The organism is Streptacidiphilus sp. MAP12-33 (genome assembly GCF_041261265.1).
Taxonomy (GTDB): Bacteria; Actinomycetota; Actinomycetes; order Streptomycetales; family Streptomycetaceae; genus Streptacidiphilus.
This window is the reverse complement of record NZ_JBGCCA010000041.1, coordinates 19,798-36,755: the sequence shown is the minus strand read 5'-3', so window position 1 is coordinate 36,755 and position 16,958 is coordinate 19,798. Positions and strand designations below refer to the sequence as shown.

Genomic DNA, 16,958 nt, shown 5'->3' with positions numbered 1-16,958 from the left:
CAGGGCGTGGATACCCCGGTCCCGGGTGCTTACATTTGGACTCGATCGACGGTCCCGCTGCCGACCCGGTCCGAGGCGCGAGTACACACGCCTGATTCAGGACCACCGGCATTCAGTAGCGAAGACCGCCACATGGCCCGGTATCAACCGGCCATTTCGAACCCAAAAGGTTTCCTCGACGCGGAGGCTCAAAAGACATGCCCGGTCAGCAAAAGAGCGGTGCCGACTACAAGCAGTTCGACTTCCTGATGAACTCGCCGGCGCTCTACAACGCCGCTGCCACCGCGGCGGAGCTGCGCCTGTTCATCTTCCTCTCGGAGAACCCGGGTTCCGACTTCGAGTCGATCCGCGAGTTCACCGGCATGCCGACCCACCAGCTCCGTGTCCTGCTGCAGGGCGTCTGTGCGGCCGACCTGATGGAGCGCAAGGACGGCAAGTACCACAACTCCGCCGTCGCCGAGGACCTGCTGGCGTCCGACGAGCCCGACAGCTGGGCCCACACCCTCATCGGCTGGAAGGAGATCTACTACCCCGCCTTCGGCCAGATGACCAAGGCGCTGATGGCCGGCACCAACACCGCCCTGGACAGCTACCCGGGTGACGAGCCCACGCTCTACAAGCGGCTGACCCGCAACCCGGAGCTGGAGGGCGTGTTCCACAAGGCGATGGCCGCCTTCACGCTGGCGTCGATCAACGACCTTGTGGAGCGGGAGGAGTTCGGCAGCGTCCGCCACCTGCTGGACATCGGCGGCGGCGACAGCACCACCACGGCCCGCCTGCTGGCCCGCAACCCGGAGCTGCGCTCGACCGTCTTCGACCAGCCGACCGTGTCCGAGCTGGCCCACGGCAAGGAGGCGCAGAAGTTCATCGACCGGATCGACCTGCACACGGGCGACTTCTTCAACGACCCGTTCCCGGTCGGCGCCGACGCGGTGCTGTTCAGCCACGTCCTCGGCATCTTCTCCGCGGAGCAGATCCTCGTCCTTCTCAAGAAGGCATACGACGTGCTGCCGTCCGGCGGCAAGATCTTCATCTACGACTACAACGTCACGGATGACGAGACCACCGGCATCTACGGTGCCCGACTCGGTCTGTACTTCAACATCCTGGCCAGCGGATCGGGAATGGCGTACCCCGCCGAAGATTTCGAGGCATGGCTTGCCGAGGTCGGTTTCGGCGACATCCGGACCGTCTCCGGGCTCGACTACGAGCACGGTTTCCACATCGGGACCAAGCCCTAGCGGACACCAGTGGCAGTATGCGGCACGGCTCGTCTTCCCGGGGTTCCCGCGAGCCGTGCCGCATACCGGCAGGAGCGGAAAGTCGAAGGCTCTGACATGCTCATCAGCAATGCTCTTTCGCAGTACTACGAAGAGGTCCAGGCGGCGCTGCAGGACCTTCTGGGCGGGGAGAACAGCGGGAACCCCGCTGGATTCACCCCGGGAATCGAGCTGCCCCGCCTCACGCCGGCCGTCATGGAGTACTTCTCGGTTTCCGGCATCGCCCACACGCCCCTGCCGGACTACCGCGGCCGGAGCCTGGCGCTGCTCGACCTGATGCGGAACCCGGCCACCCTGACGGTGAAGACCTTCGCCTCCCTGGTCATCGTGGCCCGCGCGGTGCGGTACATCCAGGACACCGGAGAGCGGGTCACCATCGTCACCCCCTCGTCGGCGAACAAGGCCATCGCCCTTCGCGACGCCGTCCTTCGCGCCGTCAACTGCGGCCTGGTCACAGCCCACCAGCTCAACATCGTGGTCCTGGTCCCGGAGGGGTCCGTCGCGAAGCTGCGCCGCACCCAGCTCCACACCGACGCCCTTTTGCGGGCGCGCAACCCGATCGGGGTCCTGGGAGCCGAGCAGCCGCCCGGTGCCGTCAAGGACATCGCGCGGGGCTTCGTCGAGTCGAACGGCGAGAACTGGGCCAAGGAGCGGCGCACCAACCTCTGGTACACGCTGCAGTTGGAGAACTACCTCGCCGCCGACATCGTCCGGGCGCTGGCTGAGGCGGAGTACTTCCCGGCGGCAGCCGACCGGCCGCGGCTGCACGCGCATGCCGTCTCCAGCGCCTACGGGCTGCTCGGACACGCCTACGGGCGCACCCGGCTGGCCGAGGAGCAGCGCACGTCCTCGCCCGACCCGCGCTACTTCCTGATCCAGCACCTCGGCGCGCCGGACATGGTGCTGAGCCTCCACCACGGCTCGACCGATGTCGGGAACATGCCCGCATACGCGCTGGAGGCCGAGACCGGGTTCTATACCCAGCGGTCCGACCCGCGCTTCCCCTCGGTCACCTACGACCCTCACGAGGCGCTCGACGCCACCTTCTACACCCGCAACCCCCCGACATCGGCCCGGATGAACGAGCTGATCCGGCAGCAGGGCGGCGGCGGCGTGGTGGTCTCGCTGGCCGAGTGCCTTCAGCGCTACCCGCAGGTGCGTGCCCTGCTGGGCGAGGGGGGCGTGCAGCTGCCGGCCGACCCGAGGCTCCTGCGCGAGTGGTCGCTGTGCATGGCCGTGGTGGGCGTGCTGAACGCGGTCGACCGCGGGCTGGTGGCCGAGCAGGACATCCTCGTGCACGGTTCCGGCTGCTACTCGGCCGGCGACTTCGACAGCCTGACCGTCCACGACGTGCAGAGGATCGCGGACGTGGAGTCGTTGCACGACCTGGCCCTCGCCGCCCTCGGCGGGTGACCGCGCCGTTCCCGCACGTCCCCGCCTGCCGTCAGCCGAGGTGACCCACCCGTGCCCGAAGCAATCCCCGCCCCGCGCTCCCGGTTCCCCCAGCGGTTGCGCATGCGCGCCGGCTACCAGTGGCGCAACAGCGGCAGCTCGTTCGTCACCGGCCTCCGCACCCGCTGGGACACCCGCGGGACCGCCGTCTTCCCCTCCGTCCGCTCCAGCCTGGCCCAGTTGTCCGTGGGCTACTCGGGCCTGCGGGAGGGCCTCGCCTACACCCTGGAGTTCACCGAACTGCGCAGGGAGGGGACAGCCCGCCTCTCCGCCGAGCGCACCACGCGCAGGGTGTCGGGGCGCCAGCTGGCAAGGTCCGGATCGCTGCCGGACGCGGACGTGAACTTCGTCGGCATCAGCGCCGCCAAGGCCCGGCGGATGTCGAAGGAGGCCTCGCTGGTGGTCCCGATGCGGGTGCACTTCGTGATCGACTTCGACGACGAGCCGGAGAAGGCACTCCGGGCGATCTCCAAGCGGGAACGGTCGCAGTTCAACCGCGACATGCGCGAGCACCAGTGGGGCTGGGAGCTCCGCCGCTCACCGGAGTGGTTCGACACCTTCTACGACCGCCACTACCGCCCGACCATGGTCCGGCGGCACGGTGCGCGCGAGCGGACGGAGGGGAAGGACGTCGCCTACGAGTGCCTCTTCCGAAACGGGCGGCTGTTCGCGCTCACCCAGGACGGCGTCGCGGTCGGTGGAGCGCTGTGCCACTGGGACCCTGCCACCGGGGTCCTGACGCTCCGGCTGCTGGGCGTCGAGGACGGTGCCCAGCAGCACTACGACAGCGGCGCGTTCAAGGCGATCTACCACCTGCTCATCGACTGGGCGGCCCGGCACGGCGTGCGACGTCTCGACTTCCAGGGAACCGAACCCTTCCTCAGCAAGGGGACGTACCAGTGGAAGCGCCGCTTCGGCACCCGGGTGGTGATGCCGCCCAACCACTTCGGCGACAAGCGCCTGTGGCTGCGGGTCGACCGCGACACGGACGCGGTGCGGGACTACCTCGTCGCCAATCCGACGCTCGCGGTGACAGAGGACGGGCTGCTGGAGGCGGTCTACTTCTACGACGACCGGCGGCCCCCGCGGCTGGACTACTCCGCGAAGTCCCCGGGCGTGGACCGTGTCCGCCACACCGACCTCGACGTGTTCCTCGCCCCGGTCCGCCGGGCATCGGGCGGCGGACCGCCTGCCTGACCGACAGCCGGCGCGGCTTTCAGGAACGGCCGAATCCTGCTACAGTACGTGGGCCTCCGATTCGTTGATCAGGAGCCAGGGGCACGGCGTACCGGGGTCTTCCACCCCTCCGGCACCCCTCCGGCCCGGCTCGATCCGGATGCTGCACGTGCCCGGCGACGACCGGGCGCGACCTCCCGGAGCTCCCGCCCGCACGTTTGCTACGGCGTGCACCGACAGAGTGACCCGCCTCCCGCCTTCCAAAGCACGGGAGACCGCGGATTTCGGTCGACACCCGCACCGGCCACCGGCCGGCCCGGGTGTCGACCATTTTCATGCCCACGCGCCGGCCGTACCGCTGACACCTTCGCCCTGGAGTGCTTCACGATGTCCTCATCGCTCGACCGACCAGACCTGACAGAAGCAGCCGACCTGACGGCCCGACAGTCCGACATCCGACGGGAGCAGCACCGGCTGGACCTGTTGCACCGTCAGATCGGGCGCCGACGTGAGGAGGTCGGCGGCGAACTGCGTGCCGTGCTGAGCGATTCCTCCGGTACGGCGCAGGGGCGGGTGGAGCGCGGGGCCTCCGCGGTCCGGCTCGCCCGGCAGCTGGCCGGCCTGGATGCCGCCGAGAGCGGTCTGTGCTTCGGACGGCTCGACCGGGCGGACGGCGACCGGCTCTACGTCGGCCGGATCGGCGTGCCCGGCGTCGAGCCGGACGACGACCCCCTGCAGATCGACTGGCGTGCCCCCGCCGCCCGGCCGTTCTACACCGCCACCGCCGCCGCCTCCCAGGGCATCTGGCTGCGCCGCCACCTGCACACCAGGAACCGCCGGGTGCTGCGCGTGGACGACGAACTCTTCACCGACGCCTCCGCCGTGCCCGAGGACGTCCAACTCTCCGGCGAGGCAGCCCTCCTGAATGCCCTGAAGCAGAGCCGGACCGGCCGGATGCAGGACGCCGTGGCCACCCTCCAGGCCGAGCAGGACCGCATCATCCGCTCCCCGCACACGGGGGTCATGGTCGTCCAGGGCGGTCCGGGCACCGGCAAGACCGTCGTCGCCCTGCACCGCGCCGCGTATCTGCTCTACACCCACCAGCGCCTGGAGCGGAGCGGGGTTCTGGTGGTCGGCCCGAACTCCGTCTTCCTCGACTACATCGGCCAGGTGCTGCCCGGCCTCGGTGAGACCAGCGTGCTGCTGTCGTCCGTCGGGGGGCTGTATCCCGGCCTGTCCGCGCTCTGCGAGGAGCCTCAGGCCACCGCAGAGATCAAGGGCCGCCTGGTCATGGCCGACGTCCTGGCGGCCGCGGTGCGGGCCAGGCAGGCGGCGGTGACGGGTCCGGTGGACGTGCAGATCGGCGGGGAGGCCATCCGGCTGACCCGCAGGTTCCTCACCGACGCGGCTGCCAGGGCCACCAGCGACGGGGTGCAGCACAACCTCGCCAGGCCCGCCTTCCGTGAGGCGCTGTTCGACGAACTGGCCGACCGGTTGGCCCGGGTCATCGGCGGCATCGAAGCCGGTTTCGAGGAAGACCTCGCCGCCCAGGTCGACGTCGACGCCCTCGACCGGGCCGTGCAGGAGGACCTGGCCGGTGTGTTCGGCGACGACGTGGCCATGTACGACCTCCGGGCGCAGGAGCCCGTCGAGTTCGCGCAGCGCAAGGCCGACTGGCTGTACGCGCTGCCCCGCGACCCGGTGGCCCGCAGGCTGATGGACACGCTCTGGCCCGTGCTGACCCCGGAGCAGCTGCTGACCGAGCTGCTCGGCGACTCCGGCCGCCTGGCCGAGGCGGCGCCCCAACTCACCGAGGCGGAGCGGCGGCTGCTGCTGCGCGGCGCGGCGGCGCCGTGGACCCCGTCCGACGTGCCCCTGCTGGACGAGGCGGCCGAGCTGCTCGGTCACGACGATCGTGCCGAGACCGAGCGCGCGGCCGCCCGGCGGGCGGCCCAGGACGACTACGCACAGGGCGCCCTGGACATCGCACGCGGCTCTCGCGGCGAGGAGGGGACGGCGGACGTCGAGGAGCGGCTGCACGCCACCGACCTGCTCACGGCCGAGCAGCTCGCCGGATGGCACAGCGAGGCTGATCTGCGCACCGTCGCGGAGCGCGCTGCCGCCGACCGCTCCTGGGTCTTCGGCCATGTCATCGTCGACGAGGCGCAGGACGTCTCGCCGATGACCTGGCGCCTGCTGGTGCGCCGCTGCCCCACCCGCTCCTTCACCGTCGTCGGCGACGCCGCGCAGTCCAGTGACGCGGCCGGCTCGACCTCCTGGCAGCAGGCGCTCGAGCCGTTCTTCGGCACGCGCTGGCGCAGGGAGCTGCTGACCGTCAACTACCGCAGCCCCGCGGAGATCATGGCGGCATCCGACCGGGTACTGGAAGCGATCTCCCCGGACCTCCCGCCGGCCCTGGCGGTCCGCACCGGCGCGCGGCCACCGAGCTTTGAACGCACCTCCCCCGAGGAGTTCCCTGGCCGACTGGCCGCCGTCGCCTCCGAGTTGGCGCGCCAGGGTGAGGACCTCCGGGTAGCCGTGATCGTCCCCACCGCCGACCTGGACCGGCTCGCCCCCGCCGTCACCGCGGTGGTCCCCGACGCCTCCTGGGGTGTGGACGCCGACCTGGAGCGGCGGGTGGTCGTCCTCAACGTCCGGCAGGCCAAGGGGCTGGAGTTCGACTCGGTCGTGGTGGCCGATCCCCAGGGGATGCTGGACGGATCCCCGCGTGGCCTGAGCGACCTCTACGTGGCGCTGACCCGGGCCGGCCGGAGCCTGCACGTGCTGTCCCCCGGACCGCTGCCGGAGGTCCTGGACGATGCCGCGGGGGAGGCCACTTGACCGGATGACCCGTCGGGCCGATTGATCCGCGTACGCTCCGCCTCGCAGAAACGAAACTCCTATGACAACTTCGCACGTCATCCCGCTCCGTCGCGTCACCGGATTCCGGAACTTCTGGCTCTCTCGCTCCGTGTCCGGTCTCGGGTCCGCCGTCACCACCGTCGCGCTCCCCGTCCTGGTGTTCCAGAAGTCCGGCTCACCCCTGCTCGTCTCCTTGGTCGCGGCGGCCGGAACACTGCCCTACCTGGCGTTCGGCCTGATCGCCGGCGTGGTGTCGGACCGCATGGACCGGCGCATGCTGATGGTCCTGGCCGACTGGCTCAATGCCCTCTGCCTGGGCTCCATCCCGCTGGCCGCGGCCCTGGGAGTGCTGACGGTAACTCAGGTCCTGGCTGTGGCGTTCCTGTCGTCCAGCCTGTCCCTGTTCTTCGACGCGGGCGTGTACGGGTTCGTCCCCGACATCGTCGGAGCCGAGAGCCTGGGCCAGGCCAACAGCGCCATCTACGGTGCGGAGACGGTCGTGCGCATCGCGGGCAACGCCCTGGCCGGCGGGCTGATCGCGCTCTTCCACCCGGCCGGCACCCTCGCGCTCGACGCGCTGAGTTTTGCCGTCTCGGCGCTCTTCATCCGGGCGGTCACTCACGTGCGGCCCCGGCCCGCCGCCTCGGGCGCCAAGCGGCCAGGGTTCAAGGAGTCCGTCAGCGAGGGGCTGCGCTTTCTGGCCGGTCACCCCACGCTGCGGGTGATGACCGTGGTGGGCACGCTCCAGTCGTTCTCCGGCGGCGCCATCGTCGGCCAGATGGTCGTCTTCGCGGACCGGGTCCTCGGCATCCACGGCTCCGACGGCCGGATCGGCCTGCTCTACATGGCCTGGAGCGCCGGGGGCATCGGCGGTTCGCTGCTGCTGCCCCGGCTGCGGCGGCGCTTCGACGCCTTCTCCCTGCTGCTCTGGGTGCTGCCCACCGGCGCCCTGCTCGGCCTGGTCGTCGTCCTCACCAGCGATCTGTGGATCGCCCTGGCGGCGCTGGCGCTGTGGGGGACGGCGTATCTCGTCGTCCTGGTGAACACCATGACCTACTGCCAGGAGGCGACGCCGTCCGAGCTGCAGGGCCGGGTCAACACCACGCGCAGGATGATCTCCTCGGGTCTGGGTGTCCCGCTCGGCGCGCTGGTGGCCAGCAGTGTCACGGCGTCGGTGGGCATCCACGCCGGGATGGCCACGGCCGTCGTCTCGATCACCCTTGCGGCCGTGGTCGTCTGGGCGGTGCGGCTGCGTGGCCTTGCCCAGCCGGAAGCCGCGCAGCCGGAAGCCGTGCAGTCGGCTGCCGCCGAGGCGCAGACCGCGGAGGCGTAGTCGGCAGCGCGAGGGGCCCGCGCCGCTCTGCTCGTGGGCAGATACGGTGCGGGCCCGGCCGTGGCCTGCGTCGGGTCAGGTCCTGTCGTCGCGCGTCACGTCGGCGGGCAATGTCGGGTCACCGGTGAACACGTGGACACCGTCGGGGCGTCGGGCCGTGCCGACCTGCCCGGTCATGGCGACGAGAGTCTGCCGCTGCCCGGTGTACGGCCGTCGGCCGTGGGAGACCAGCAGGTTGTTGACGAGCAACAGGTCACCCTGTTCCCAGGCGAAGGCGTACGTGCACGCGTCGAACGCGGCGCGCACCTCGTCCATCTCCTCGTCAGGGATCGCCGTGCCGTCGCCGTAGCAGGCCGTCCGCGGCATCTCCTCCTCAGGGAAGAGCTCACCGAGCGCCTCGCGGGTCGCCGGCGGGAGGTTGGAGGGGTGGAAGAGGTGCGCCTGGTTGAACCAGCACTCCTCGCCGGTGCGGGGGTGGGTCACCAGGGCCGGCCCGTGCTGCCGGGTGCGCAAGCCGTAGTCCGTCCAGATGGTCTCGATGCCGCGGGTGGAGCAGTACCGCTCCACCTCGGCGCGGTCCTCGGTCTGGAAGGCCTCCTGCCAGGTCAGGCCCATGCCCTCGCGGTAGGATCGGGAGTAGACCACGCCCAGCCGCCGGTAGCGCTCCGACAGGTCGGCCGGCAGGCGGCGGGCCACCGCCCGGACGTCGGCGAGCGGTGTCTCGCCTCCGGAGCGGGCAGGCGTCAGGCAGGCGAAGAACAGCAGGTGCGGAAAGCTGCTCGCGTACGCGTTCTCGTTGTGCTGGGTGATCGTCTCGGACGCCGGGTACTCCGTGGAGGTGTAGACCCCGCTGCCGACACGGCTGCGCGGCGTGGAGCGCTCGGTGTAGGGGAGGGGCTCCCCAGCGAGTCGCCGGGCCACCGCGGCGAGCTCCTCGGCGTTCCGCAGGGCGCCGCGGACCCGCACCGTGCCGACGGTCTCCAACAGGTTCGTCAGCACGGCGCGGTGCTCGGCCACCCACTCCGCGGCGGGCGGTCCGGGCAGGTTCGGGTCGGCTCCGTCCCGTTCGTAGACGGCCAGGCGGGTGTCGCCCATGCCGTCGATCCGGCCTGCGTACGGGCCCAGCCTCCGGGGCGGTGCCACGTCCGGCAGTGGGGTCGACGATGGGGTTGGCAATGGGGCTGGTGATGAGTCCTGCCGCACGGCGGTCCTCCTCCTCTTCGCGGACGGCGGTCAGAGCCGACCGGTGGTCAGTGTGGTTGCCGGGGAGCTCTCGACATGTGCGGCCATCGCGCGCACCGTGCCGAGCCGGAACACGTCCGTCGGGGTCAGCGTGATGCCGACGCGCCGGGCCCGTGCCGACAGCTGGATGCCGAGCAGCGAGTTGCCCCCGAGCGTGAAGAAGTTGCCGTCCGGGTCCACCCGGTCGACGCCGAGCAGTTGGGCACACAGCTCCTCGAGGAGCGTCTCGATCGGCGTTGCGGCCGTGCCCGGCTCGGCGGCCGCAGCGGACGGGAGGGCCGTGATCAGGGCCGCCCGGTCGATCTTGCCCTGCGGGGTGAGCGGCATCCGGTCCACCAGCACCACGGCAGACGGCACCAGGTAGGCGGGCAGTCGGTCGGCGGCGTAGCTGAGCAGTTGCCCGGGCAGATCGGCCGCTGTCGCCCCCGGATCGTCCTTCCGGACGACGTGCGCGACCAGGCGCAGCCCACCGGGGGCAGGTACCGCGGTGACGCAGACCTGGGCGACTCTGGGCTCCGTCGCGAGCACCGCCTCCAACTCGCCCGGCTCGACGCGGTGGGAGCGGATCTTCACCTGGTGGTCGACCCGTCCGACGAAGAGCAGGCTGCCGTCCGGGCGTCGCCGCACCAGGTCGCCGGTCCGGTACATACGCGAGCCGATGGCGCCGAACGGGTCGGCGACGAAGCGTTCGGCGGTCAGGCCGGGGCGGTTGAGGTAGCCGCGGGCCAACTGGTCGCCTGCGACGTACAGTTCACCGGTCGTCTCGCCGGTAACCGGCCGCAACCGGTCGTCCAGCACATGGGCCAGGACGCCGGGGGCGGGTCCGCCGATCGGGACCGGCCCCCGGGGCACCGCGTCCTGCGGCTCCAGCCGGTAGGTGAGGCAGCCGACCGTGGCCTCGGTGGGCCCGTACTCGTTCGTCACCACGGCGGCCGGGGCGCGCCGGCGCCAGTCGTCCAGCTGCTCGCCGAGCAGTTGCTCGCCCCCCACCACCAGGTCGGAGCCAGGGAGCGCGGACTGGGGCAGCGCGTCCAGCAGTCCCAGATGACTGGGGGTCACCTTGAGGAAGCCGACGGGGCCGTCGGCGGCGGCCTCGTCCTGCTGGTGCGTCGGTACACCGCCCGCCGGATCCACCAGGTCCAGCACCACGACCGTGCCACCCGCCGACAGCGGGCCGAAGAGGGTGGTGACCGTCAGGTCGAACGACACCGCGGAGTGGAGCACAGCCCCCTCGGAGAGCCCCGGATAGGCGTCCAGGCACCACCCCAGGTAGGCGCCCAGCCCTTGGTGGGTGACCACCACGCCCTTGGGCCTCCCGGTGGACCCGGAGGTGTGGGTGACGTACGCGGCGTTCTCCGGGCTTACGGGGCGGCCACGTTCGGCGTCGGTGACGGCGCCGTCCGGGAGGGACGCGACGGCACGCTCCACGTCCGGATCGTCCAGGTGCAGGAGCGCCGCGGACGTCTCGGGGGCGAAGGAGCCGGAGGTCACCAGCAGCGTCGGTCGTGCGTCGTCCAGCACCGCGGCGACGCGGGCCGGCGGATGGTCAAGGTCCAGCGGGAGGTAGGTGGCACCCGCCTGGAACACGGCGTAGAGCGTGACGACCAGTTCGACGGAGCGGGGCAGTGCGACCGCCACGAGGCTGCCGGAGCCGACTCCCAGCGAGAGCAGGTGGCGGGCAAGGCGGTTGGCTGCTGCGTCCAGTTCGGCGTAGGTGACCGTGCGGGCGCCGTGCCGCACCGCGACGGCCGAGGGAGTCCGGTCCGACTGCAGCGACAGCAGCTTGTGCGCCAAGAGGACGTGGTCCATGAAGGCCTCTCAACTCTGACCTAATCACACAAGGAAGGCAGGGTGTTCGTCGGCGGACACCGGCGGTGCGGCGGTGATCCGCCCGCACTCCATGCCTGGGGAAGGTTTCAAGCGCTCTTACGGGCGCGACAGCACGGCGACCGATGATCAGTGCCGGGGCGACGATCGTACATCATCTTCCGGCATCGGCCAGGGCCGGAGCCGACCGAGGCTCCCGGGTGAGGTCATTGACGTCCCATGCCCGCGTCTGGCAAGATCCCGGCCTGTTGTGTCCGCCTCCGTGTGGCCGGCCCGTCTGTTCCGGGTCGAAGTACGGGAGTTGCGGGCTGTGAGCAGGGCCTTGGGGATGCCCGGACGGTTGTCCGGGCGCGAGGCCGCCGGCAGAGGCCCGGGCGTGAGCGCCCGTTCTGCTGACACTGCCGGACCGGACACCGGCCCGTGCCATCCATGCGAACGCTGATGTCCCTCGGAGCCGAACCCCCTCTCCCGTCGTGTGGGGCCCGGGGCGGCCCGGGAATGCGCGGACCCACGGCGTGGCACGGCTTCCGGGCCTTTCTGCTGATTCGCACGAGGAGGCATTGCTTGAACGGCGTGATCAACTGGATCTACCAGGACGACGACCTGGAGTTCGACGAAGTCCTGAGATTTGAAAAGAGCCTGTCGGAGCGCTACCTGCCGCTCGCCCGGAGGATCGGGTTCGACTTCCGGCTGCTCCGGGCCGGCGAGATCACCGTGTCCTGTCTGGACGGACCGGTCATGCGCTACCGGGGCGAGGACCTGCTCGCGACCCGGCAGTGCTACATCGCCGAGGACATCAGCATGGCGCCACAGGGGCTCCAGCACATGCGAGCCATCTACCGGACGATTGAGGCCAGTGACTCGGTCCTGCTCAACCGGTCGATCAGCGGACCGGACTACCTGGAGCGGGACAAACTCGCCCTGCTGCAGTACGCCGCCGGACTCGGCGTCCCCACCATCGGCACGCTGGCCGTGCCCGCGGGGAAGTACGCACGACAGGTGATCCCTGAGGTGCAGCGGGAGTTCGGGAGCGGCCCGTACATCATCAAGCCGAGAGAACTCGGCATGGGGGTCGGCGTGCTCAAGGTCGAGTCGGACCAGCAGCTCACCTCCGCCATCGACATCGTCTCCACGACAGGCACGGGATACATCGTCCAGCCGTTCCTTCCGCACCGTGCGGACATGCGGGTGTTCATCGTCGACGGCCGAGTCGTCACCTCGCTGAGCCGCAAGCCCAGGCCGGGCGGCTACCTGGCCAGCATCAGCCAGGGCGGCTCGCTCGAAGTCAACGACGACCACCTCCAGGTCGAGGAGATGTGCCACCGGATAGGCCGCAACCTCGACGCCCAGTTCCTCTGCGTCGACTGGCTGATGACCGACTCCGGTCCGGTGCTCAACGAGTGGAGCACGGCGAGCGCCGGATTCACGCTCCTTCCCGAACCGCAGCTCACGGTGCTCTCCGATGCCTTCTTCGGCTGGATCAAGCGGACGATCGAGGACGGGGCCTGACAGCATGGGCATCGAGAGCTGGTACGGGAGTGTGGCGGGGCCGGCCGGATCACGGTTGGCGGTTCCGGAACTCGCCGACCATCTTGGCCGGGCCCTGGACGATCTGGACTATCCCGCCAACACCACGTCCATGAACCCGGTGCTGCTGCCGTATCACCGGTATGCGGAACTCTTCGACGCCACCGGGAGGTTGCTGCAACTGCTGCGCAGGGCGCTGTTCGGCAGCGCGCCCGACTTCCACGGCAGACTCCGTGCGCTGGGCGCGGTCGAGGAGAACTACGCGCTGTGGGTGCCCGGCCCCCTGGAGGAGGCCTACGCGACCTGCATGACCCGTCCGGACGTCGCAGTCGGGGCGACCGGACCCAAGTTCCTCGAATTCAACATCGGTTCGGGGATCGGCGGCGTGGTCGAGACCTCGGTCCACTCGGCGGCTTGGAAGGCCGCCTACGGTGGCGACGCGGGCCCGTTCCACCGGGCCCCGGACCCGCTTGCGGTACGCGACCAGATCTTCGTCCGCGCCGTACGCGAGTTGGGCACGGCTCCCGCCGTCGCCGTCGTGGGTGCGCTGCGCGAGTTCAACGCGGTACGAACCACCCGCTACTTCGACCTCCAGGTCGCGTCGCTGCGCCGCCAGGGACTGCAGGCCGAGTACTTCGAACCGGAGCACCTACTGGAGGGGCTCGGTCTGTCCGACGGCGGCGCCACACCCCGTTACCCGCTCGGGTTGCGCCACTTCAACATCTACGACTGGACCCGCCTCGGCATCGACCTCGCACCGATGCGGGCCGCCCTGGACGCGGGGTGCTTCCTGATCGCCTCGCAGACCGCCTACCTGGTCGCCAACAAGAAGGTCCTCGGGTGGGTGTCCGAAGGGCTGCCTTGGATGACCGCGGCCGACCACGCCCTGGTGGCGCGCTACCTGCCGTGGACCAGGACGGTCACCGACCGGCTGGTGCACTGGCAGGACACCCGCCTGAATCTGCCGGAGCTGCTGCTGTCCCGGCAGGAGGAGTTCGTGCTCAAGCCGGCCATCGGACTGGGCAGCCAGGGAGTCGTCCTCGGCCGCCACGTCGACGAAGCCACCTGGCGGGCGACCCTGGAGACCGCGCTGAGCAGCGGTCAGTACATCGCCCAGGAGTACGTGGAGCCCGTGCCGTACCGGATGGAGCTCCGGGAGTCCGACGGTGCGGTGGGCGAGGCGGACGTCTTCCCGGTGCTCAGCCCCTTCCTCTTCGACGGGGAGCCCGGCGGGTGCCTGGTGCGCTACCTGCCCCCCGGCAGGGAGGGCTGCACCACCATCCAGGGCAACGGAGCGCTGCCCTCGGTCGCTCTGCCTGTCTGATCCACCCGGTCGCCCCACGCATAGGAGCGCGCGATATGACCACACCTCTGGCCGACCGGTCGACCCGGTGGACGCGCAGTCACCGGCCGAAGCCGGCGGCGCCGGTCCGCCTGGTCTGCCTTCCCCACGCCGGTGGCGCCGCAAGCGCCTACCGGGACTGGGACCCGCTGCTCCCGGACGACGTCGAGCTGACCGTCGTCCAGTACCCGGGCAGGCAGGAGCGGATCCACGAGCCCTGCATCGACTCGATGGAGGCGATGGCCGACGAGATCGCCGCCGTGGTACGGCCCCAGGCTGGGCGCGACCTCGTGCTGTTCGGCCACAGCATGGGGGCGGCGGTCGCCTACGAGGTGGCTGTCCGGCACGCGGCGGAGGGGCATCCGCCGCGTCAGTTGATCGTGTCCGGCCGGATGGCGCCGCACCGCCAGGTGAGCAGGGACGTGCACGTCGGCGGCAACGAGGCCCTGGTAGCCGAACTGCGCCGCATGTCCGCCACGGATCCGGCCGTGCTCGCGGACCCGGAGCTGCTCGCCCTGCTGCTGCCCGCGATCAGGGCCGACTACGCGCTGATCGAGCGCTACCGCCCCGAGGCGCCGGCGCGGATCCCGACCCCCATCACGGTCTTCCGCGGCCGGACGGACGAGAGCCTGCCCGCGCACGAGGTCGACGCCTGGCGGGAACTCACCGCCAGGGACTTCGGTCAGCAGGTCTTCGAGGGCGGCCACTTCTACCTCCAGGTCTTGGCCCACCTGGTCGTTCCCGCTGTTGTCCGCGCCGTCCGCGCCGCCCGTGAGGGGAGCGACACGTGAGCGACGCAACCACAACCGCAACCACAACCGCAACCCCGACCGCAGCCGGTGCCGTCCGCGACGCGCTCGTCGCGCACGGACTGGGCCCGTACTTCGCCACCCCGTGCGGGGTGCTGGCGCCGTTGCTGACGGCGCTGGCGGACCACACCGAGTACCACGTGGTCGCACGCGAGGACAACGCCGTGGCGATGGCCGCCGGCGTCGCGCTCGCCGGGCGCAGCCCCACCGTGCTGATGCAGAACTCCGGGTTCGGACAGTGCGTCAACGTCCTGGCCTCCCTGGTCGTCCCTTATCAGATCCCGCTGCTGCTGATCGTCAGCATGCGCGGGACACCACCGGATCCGACGCCCGAGAACCTCGCCATGGGGAGACTGACCCGGCCGATCCTGGACGGCCTGGCCATCGGGTCCGCCTACCTCTCACCGGAGACCGCTGACGAGCAGATCGCGGCGGCCCGGCGCACCGTCAGGGACGAGCGGCGGAGCTACGCGCTGCTGGTCCGGCCGGACGCGTTTGACTGGAAGGTGTGACCGCTGTGCCCTTCGAGAAGTCCGCGGCCGTCGCCGAGATCCTCGCCGCCGCTCCCACCGCACCCACGGTCTTCACCACCGGCTTCGCCTCCCGTCTGGCCATGGCACTGGACGACCGGCCCAACCACTTCTACATGACCGGCTCCATGGGACTGGTCCTCGCGCTGGGAACCGGAATCGCCCTGGCGTCCGGGAGGACCACGGTGGTCGTCGACGGGGACGGCAGCCTGCTGATGAACCCGTCCGCGTTGCTCGCCGCCGGGGCGGTACCGGACCTGCCGCTCGTCCATGTGGTCCTCGACGACGGCGCCTACTCCTCGACAGGCGGGCAGGCCACCCCCGGGACCCGTACCGACCTGGGTGCGCTGGCGGCGGCCGGCGGTTACCGGTCGGTCCACGAGGCCACCGGTCCGGCCGCGTTCCGTGCCCTGCTCACGAGCGCGCTGGCTGCGCCTCCCGAGCCCGTCTTCATCCGCTGTCCCGTGCTGCCGGACGCCGTCCCCCCGGGTGCACGCATCACGCCCGACCTGCCGGGAGTCGCCGCGCGGTTCTCGGAATTCGTGCGCCGTTCCCCGCTGCATTCCCGTTGACCGTCGGGGAATTCCGCGGCGACAAGAGGGCCGAGGGATCTGGCAGTTAGTGGCCAGCTGGGTCGGAGCCCGGTCCGGCGCGATTAGGAAATACCTGGAACCGTTTTCTCGCCGAATCAGGAGTCCCGGACCATGACCGACACCGACGTCACCGCGCGGGCCCCGTACCGCGTCGCCTTTGCCGAGTTGGACCCGAACGCCCTGCGGGCCGAACTGGAGGAGCGTGGCTACCTCTACATCGACGAGGTCCCCGAGGGTTTCGACCACGCGGCCTTCGTGAGTGAGCACCTCGGTCCGCTGCTGCCGCAGTGGGACGGCGTGACGACGATCTGGTCGATCAAGCCTGAGGCGGGGTTCGAGGAGAGCTACCACTCGAACAACACCAAGAAGCTCACCCCGCACACCGAGTGCTTCGAGTGGGAGGGAGTGCCGCCGAAGTACCTGGGCCTGTGGTGCCTGGTGCCCAACGCGGACCAGGGCGGCCAGACCACGCTCACTGACGGCTTCGGCTTCCTTGCGTCCCTCACCGAGGCCGAGCGGGAACGCCTGCGGACGCAGGTCTACCAGTTCGTCTCCACGCCCGGGCTGCAGCAGCTGGACATGGGGCTCACCGCCGCCCACCCGGTCCTGGAGGAGCGGGCCGGCAGCGGGCCGATCCTGCGCTTCAGCTGCCGCTGCATCGCCGACGTCGACGAGTTCTGCCGCAGCGTCAGCCACCGGGTGCAGGAGTACTTCGAGGCCCACAAGATCGAGGTCGAGTTCAGCGAGCGCTCCCTGCTGCTCTGGGACAACCACCGTTTCCTGCACTCCCGCAACGCCTTCCAGGACACCCGTCGGCACCTGCAGCGGGTCTGGGTCGCCGAGCAGTAGCGGCAGGGGCGGTCCGGATGCTGAGACGTTCGGCAGAGCTGGCGTTGTCCCGTCATGACGGGAGGGCGCAGGTCGGATCGCTGGATCGCCCTGAGGCAGCTCAGAAGGATGAGTCCTGTGACCGAGCCGGGCTACC

Annotated in this window: 13 protein-coding genes; 11 read left to right on the top strand and 2 right to left on the bottom strand. The window is 70.6% G+C overall.

The annotated features are described in order from the left end of the window. The first annotated feature begins 197 nt into the window (after window positions 1-197). From ABH931_RS32855 to ABH931_RS32835, 5 genes are all read left to right on the top strand, one after another. Window positions 198-1,241, top strand: coding sequence for a methyltransferase (locus ABH931_RS32855; RefSeq protein ID WP_370121599.1), 1,044 nt, complete (start codon window positions 198-200; stop codon window positions 1,239-1,241). 96 nt (window positions 1,242-1,337) lie between these two features. Continuing rightward, window positions 1,338-2,693, top strand: a complete 1,356-nt coding sequence (locus ABH931_RS32850) for a DUF6002 family protein (RefSeq protein WP_370121597.1) — start codon at window positions 1,338-1,340, stop codon at window positions 2,691-2,693. A gap of 51 nt (window positions 2,694-2,744) precedes the next feature. Next, window positions 2,745-3,929, top strand: coding sequence for a hypothetical protein (locus ABH931_RS32845; RefSeq protein WP_370121594.1), 1,185 nt, complete (start codon window positions 2,745-2,747; stop codon window positions 3,927-3,929). Window positions 3,930-4,295: 366 nt separating this feature from the next. Next, complete coding sequence (locus tag ABH931_RS32840) at window positions 4,296-6,749, top strand: ATP-binding domain-containing protein (RefSeq protein WP_370121592.1); 2,454 nt, start codon at window positions 4,296-4,298, stop codon at window positions 6,747-6,749. Between the two features lie 61 nt (window positions 6,750-6,810). Beyond that, window positions 6,811-8,103: an MFS transporter gene (locus ABH931_RS32835; protein ID WP_370121589.1), complete on the top strand. Its 1,293-nt coding sequence runs from the start codon at window positions 6,811-6,813 to the stop codon at window positions 8,101-8,103. Between the two features lie 75 nt (window positions 8,104-8,178). Here ABH931_RS32835 and ABH931_RS32830 read toward each other — a convergent pair whose 3' ends face one another. Both ABH931_RS32830 and ABH931_RS32825 read right to left on the bottom strand, forming a co-directional pair. Then, the gene (locus ABH931_RS32830; protein ID WP_370121586.1) at window positions 8,179-9,246 is read right to left on the bottom strand and encodes a TauD/TfdA family dioxygenase; all 1,068 of its coding nucleotides are present in this window, start codon (window positions 9,244-9,246) and stop codon (window positions 8,179-8,181) included. Window positions 9,247-9,336: 90 nt separating this feature from the next. Then, window positions 9,337-11,154 (bottom strand): amino acid adenylation domain-containing protein, encoded by a 1,818-nt coding sequence (locus ABH931_RS32825; protein WP_370121583.1) that lies wholly within the window; start codon window positions 11,152-11,154, stop codon window positions 9,337-9,339. A gap of 591 nt (window positions 11,155-11,745) precedes the next feature. On the opposite strand from ABH931_RS32825, the gene ABH931_RS32820 reads away from it, so the two are divergent. The 6 genes from ABH931_RS32820 to ABH931_RS32795 all read left to right on the top strand — a co-directional run bounded on the left by ABH931_RS32820 (window position 11,746) and on the right by ABH931_RS32795 (window position 16,822). After that, complete coding sequence (locus tag ABH931_RS32820) at window positions 11,746-12,681, top strand: RimK family alpha-L-glutamate ligase (protein ID WP_370121721.1); 936 nt, start codon at window positions 11,746-11,748, stop codon at window positions 12,679-12,681. A gap of 4 nt (window positions 12,682-12,685) precedes the next feature. Next, a complete protein-coding gene (locus ABH931_RS32815) occupies window positions 12,686-14,023 on the top strand; it encodes a hypothetical protein (RefSeq protein WP_370121580.1) in 1,338 nt (445 codons plus the stop codon). Window positions 14,024-14,058: 35 nt separating this feature from the next. Next, window positions 14,059-14,832, top strand: coding sequence for a thioesterase II family protein (locus tag ABH931_RS32810; protein WP_370121578.1), 774 nt, complete (start codon window positions 14,059-14,061; stop codon window positions 14,830-14,832). Continuing rightward, entirely contained in the window at window positions 14,829-15,362 is a 534-nt protein-coding gene (locus ABH931_RS32805) for a thiamine pyrophosphate-binding protein (RefSeq protein WP_370121575.1), read from the top strand. Before ABH931_RS32810 ends, ABH931_RS32805 begins: the two co-directional genes overlap by 4 nt. Beyond that, on the top strand, window positions 15,359-15,952 hold the full coding sequence (locus tag ABH931_RS32800; protein ID WP_370121572.1) for a thiamine pyrophosphate-dependent enzyme: 594 nt from the start codon (window positions 15,359-15,361) through the stop codon (window positions 15,950-15,952). Before ABH931_RS32805 ends, ABH931_RS32800 begins: the two co-directional genes overlap by 4 nt. Window positions 15,953-16,084: 132 nt before the next feature. Further along, complete coding sequence (locus ABH931_RS32795; protein WP_370121569.1) at window positions 16,085-16,822, top strand: TauD/TfdA dioxygenase family protein; 738 nt, start codon at window positions 16,085-16,087, stop codon at window positions 16,820-16,822. The last annotated feature ends 136 nt before the right edge of the window (window positions 16,823-16,958 follow it).

Bases quoted from the DNA above. Each gene is read 5' to 3' on its own strand.
- ABH931_RS32855 (WP_370121599.1), top strand. From the start codon at position 198: ATGCCCGGTCAGCAAAAGAGCGGTGCCGACTACAAGCAGTTCGACTTC.
- ABH931_RS32850 (WP_370121597.1), top strand. From the start codon at position 1,338: ATGCTCATCAGCAATGCTCTTTCGCAGTACTACGAAGAGGTCCAGGCG.
- ABH931_RS32840 (WP_370121592.1), top strand. From the start codon at position 4,296: ATGTCCTCATCGCTCGACCGACCAGACCTGACAGAAGCAGCCGACCTG.
- ABH931_RS32835 (WP_370121589.1), top strand. From the start codon at position 6,811: ATGACAACTTCGCACGTCATCCCGCTCCGTCGCGTCACCGGATTCCGG.
- ABH931_RS32825 (WP_370121583.1), bottom strand. From the start codon at position 11,154: ATGGACCACGTCCTCTTGGCGCACAAGCTGCTGTCGCTGCAGTCGGAC.
- ABH931_RS32815 (WP_370121580.1), top strand. From the start codon at position 12,686: ATGGGCATCGAGAGCTGGTACGGGAGTGTGGCGGGGCCGGCCGGATCA.
- ABH931_RS32810 (WP_370121578.1), top strand. From the start codon at position 14,059: ATGACCACACCTCTGGCCGACCGGTCGACCCGGTGGACGCGCAGTCAC.
- ABH931_RS32795 (WP_370121569.1), top strand. From the start codon at position 16,085: ATGACCGACACCGACGTCACCGCGCGGGCCCCGTACCGCGTCGCCTTT.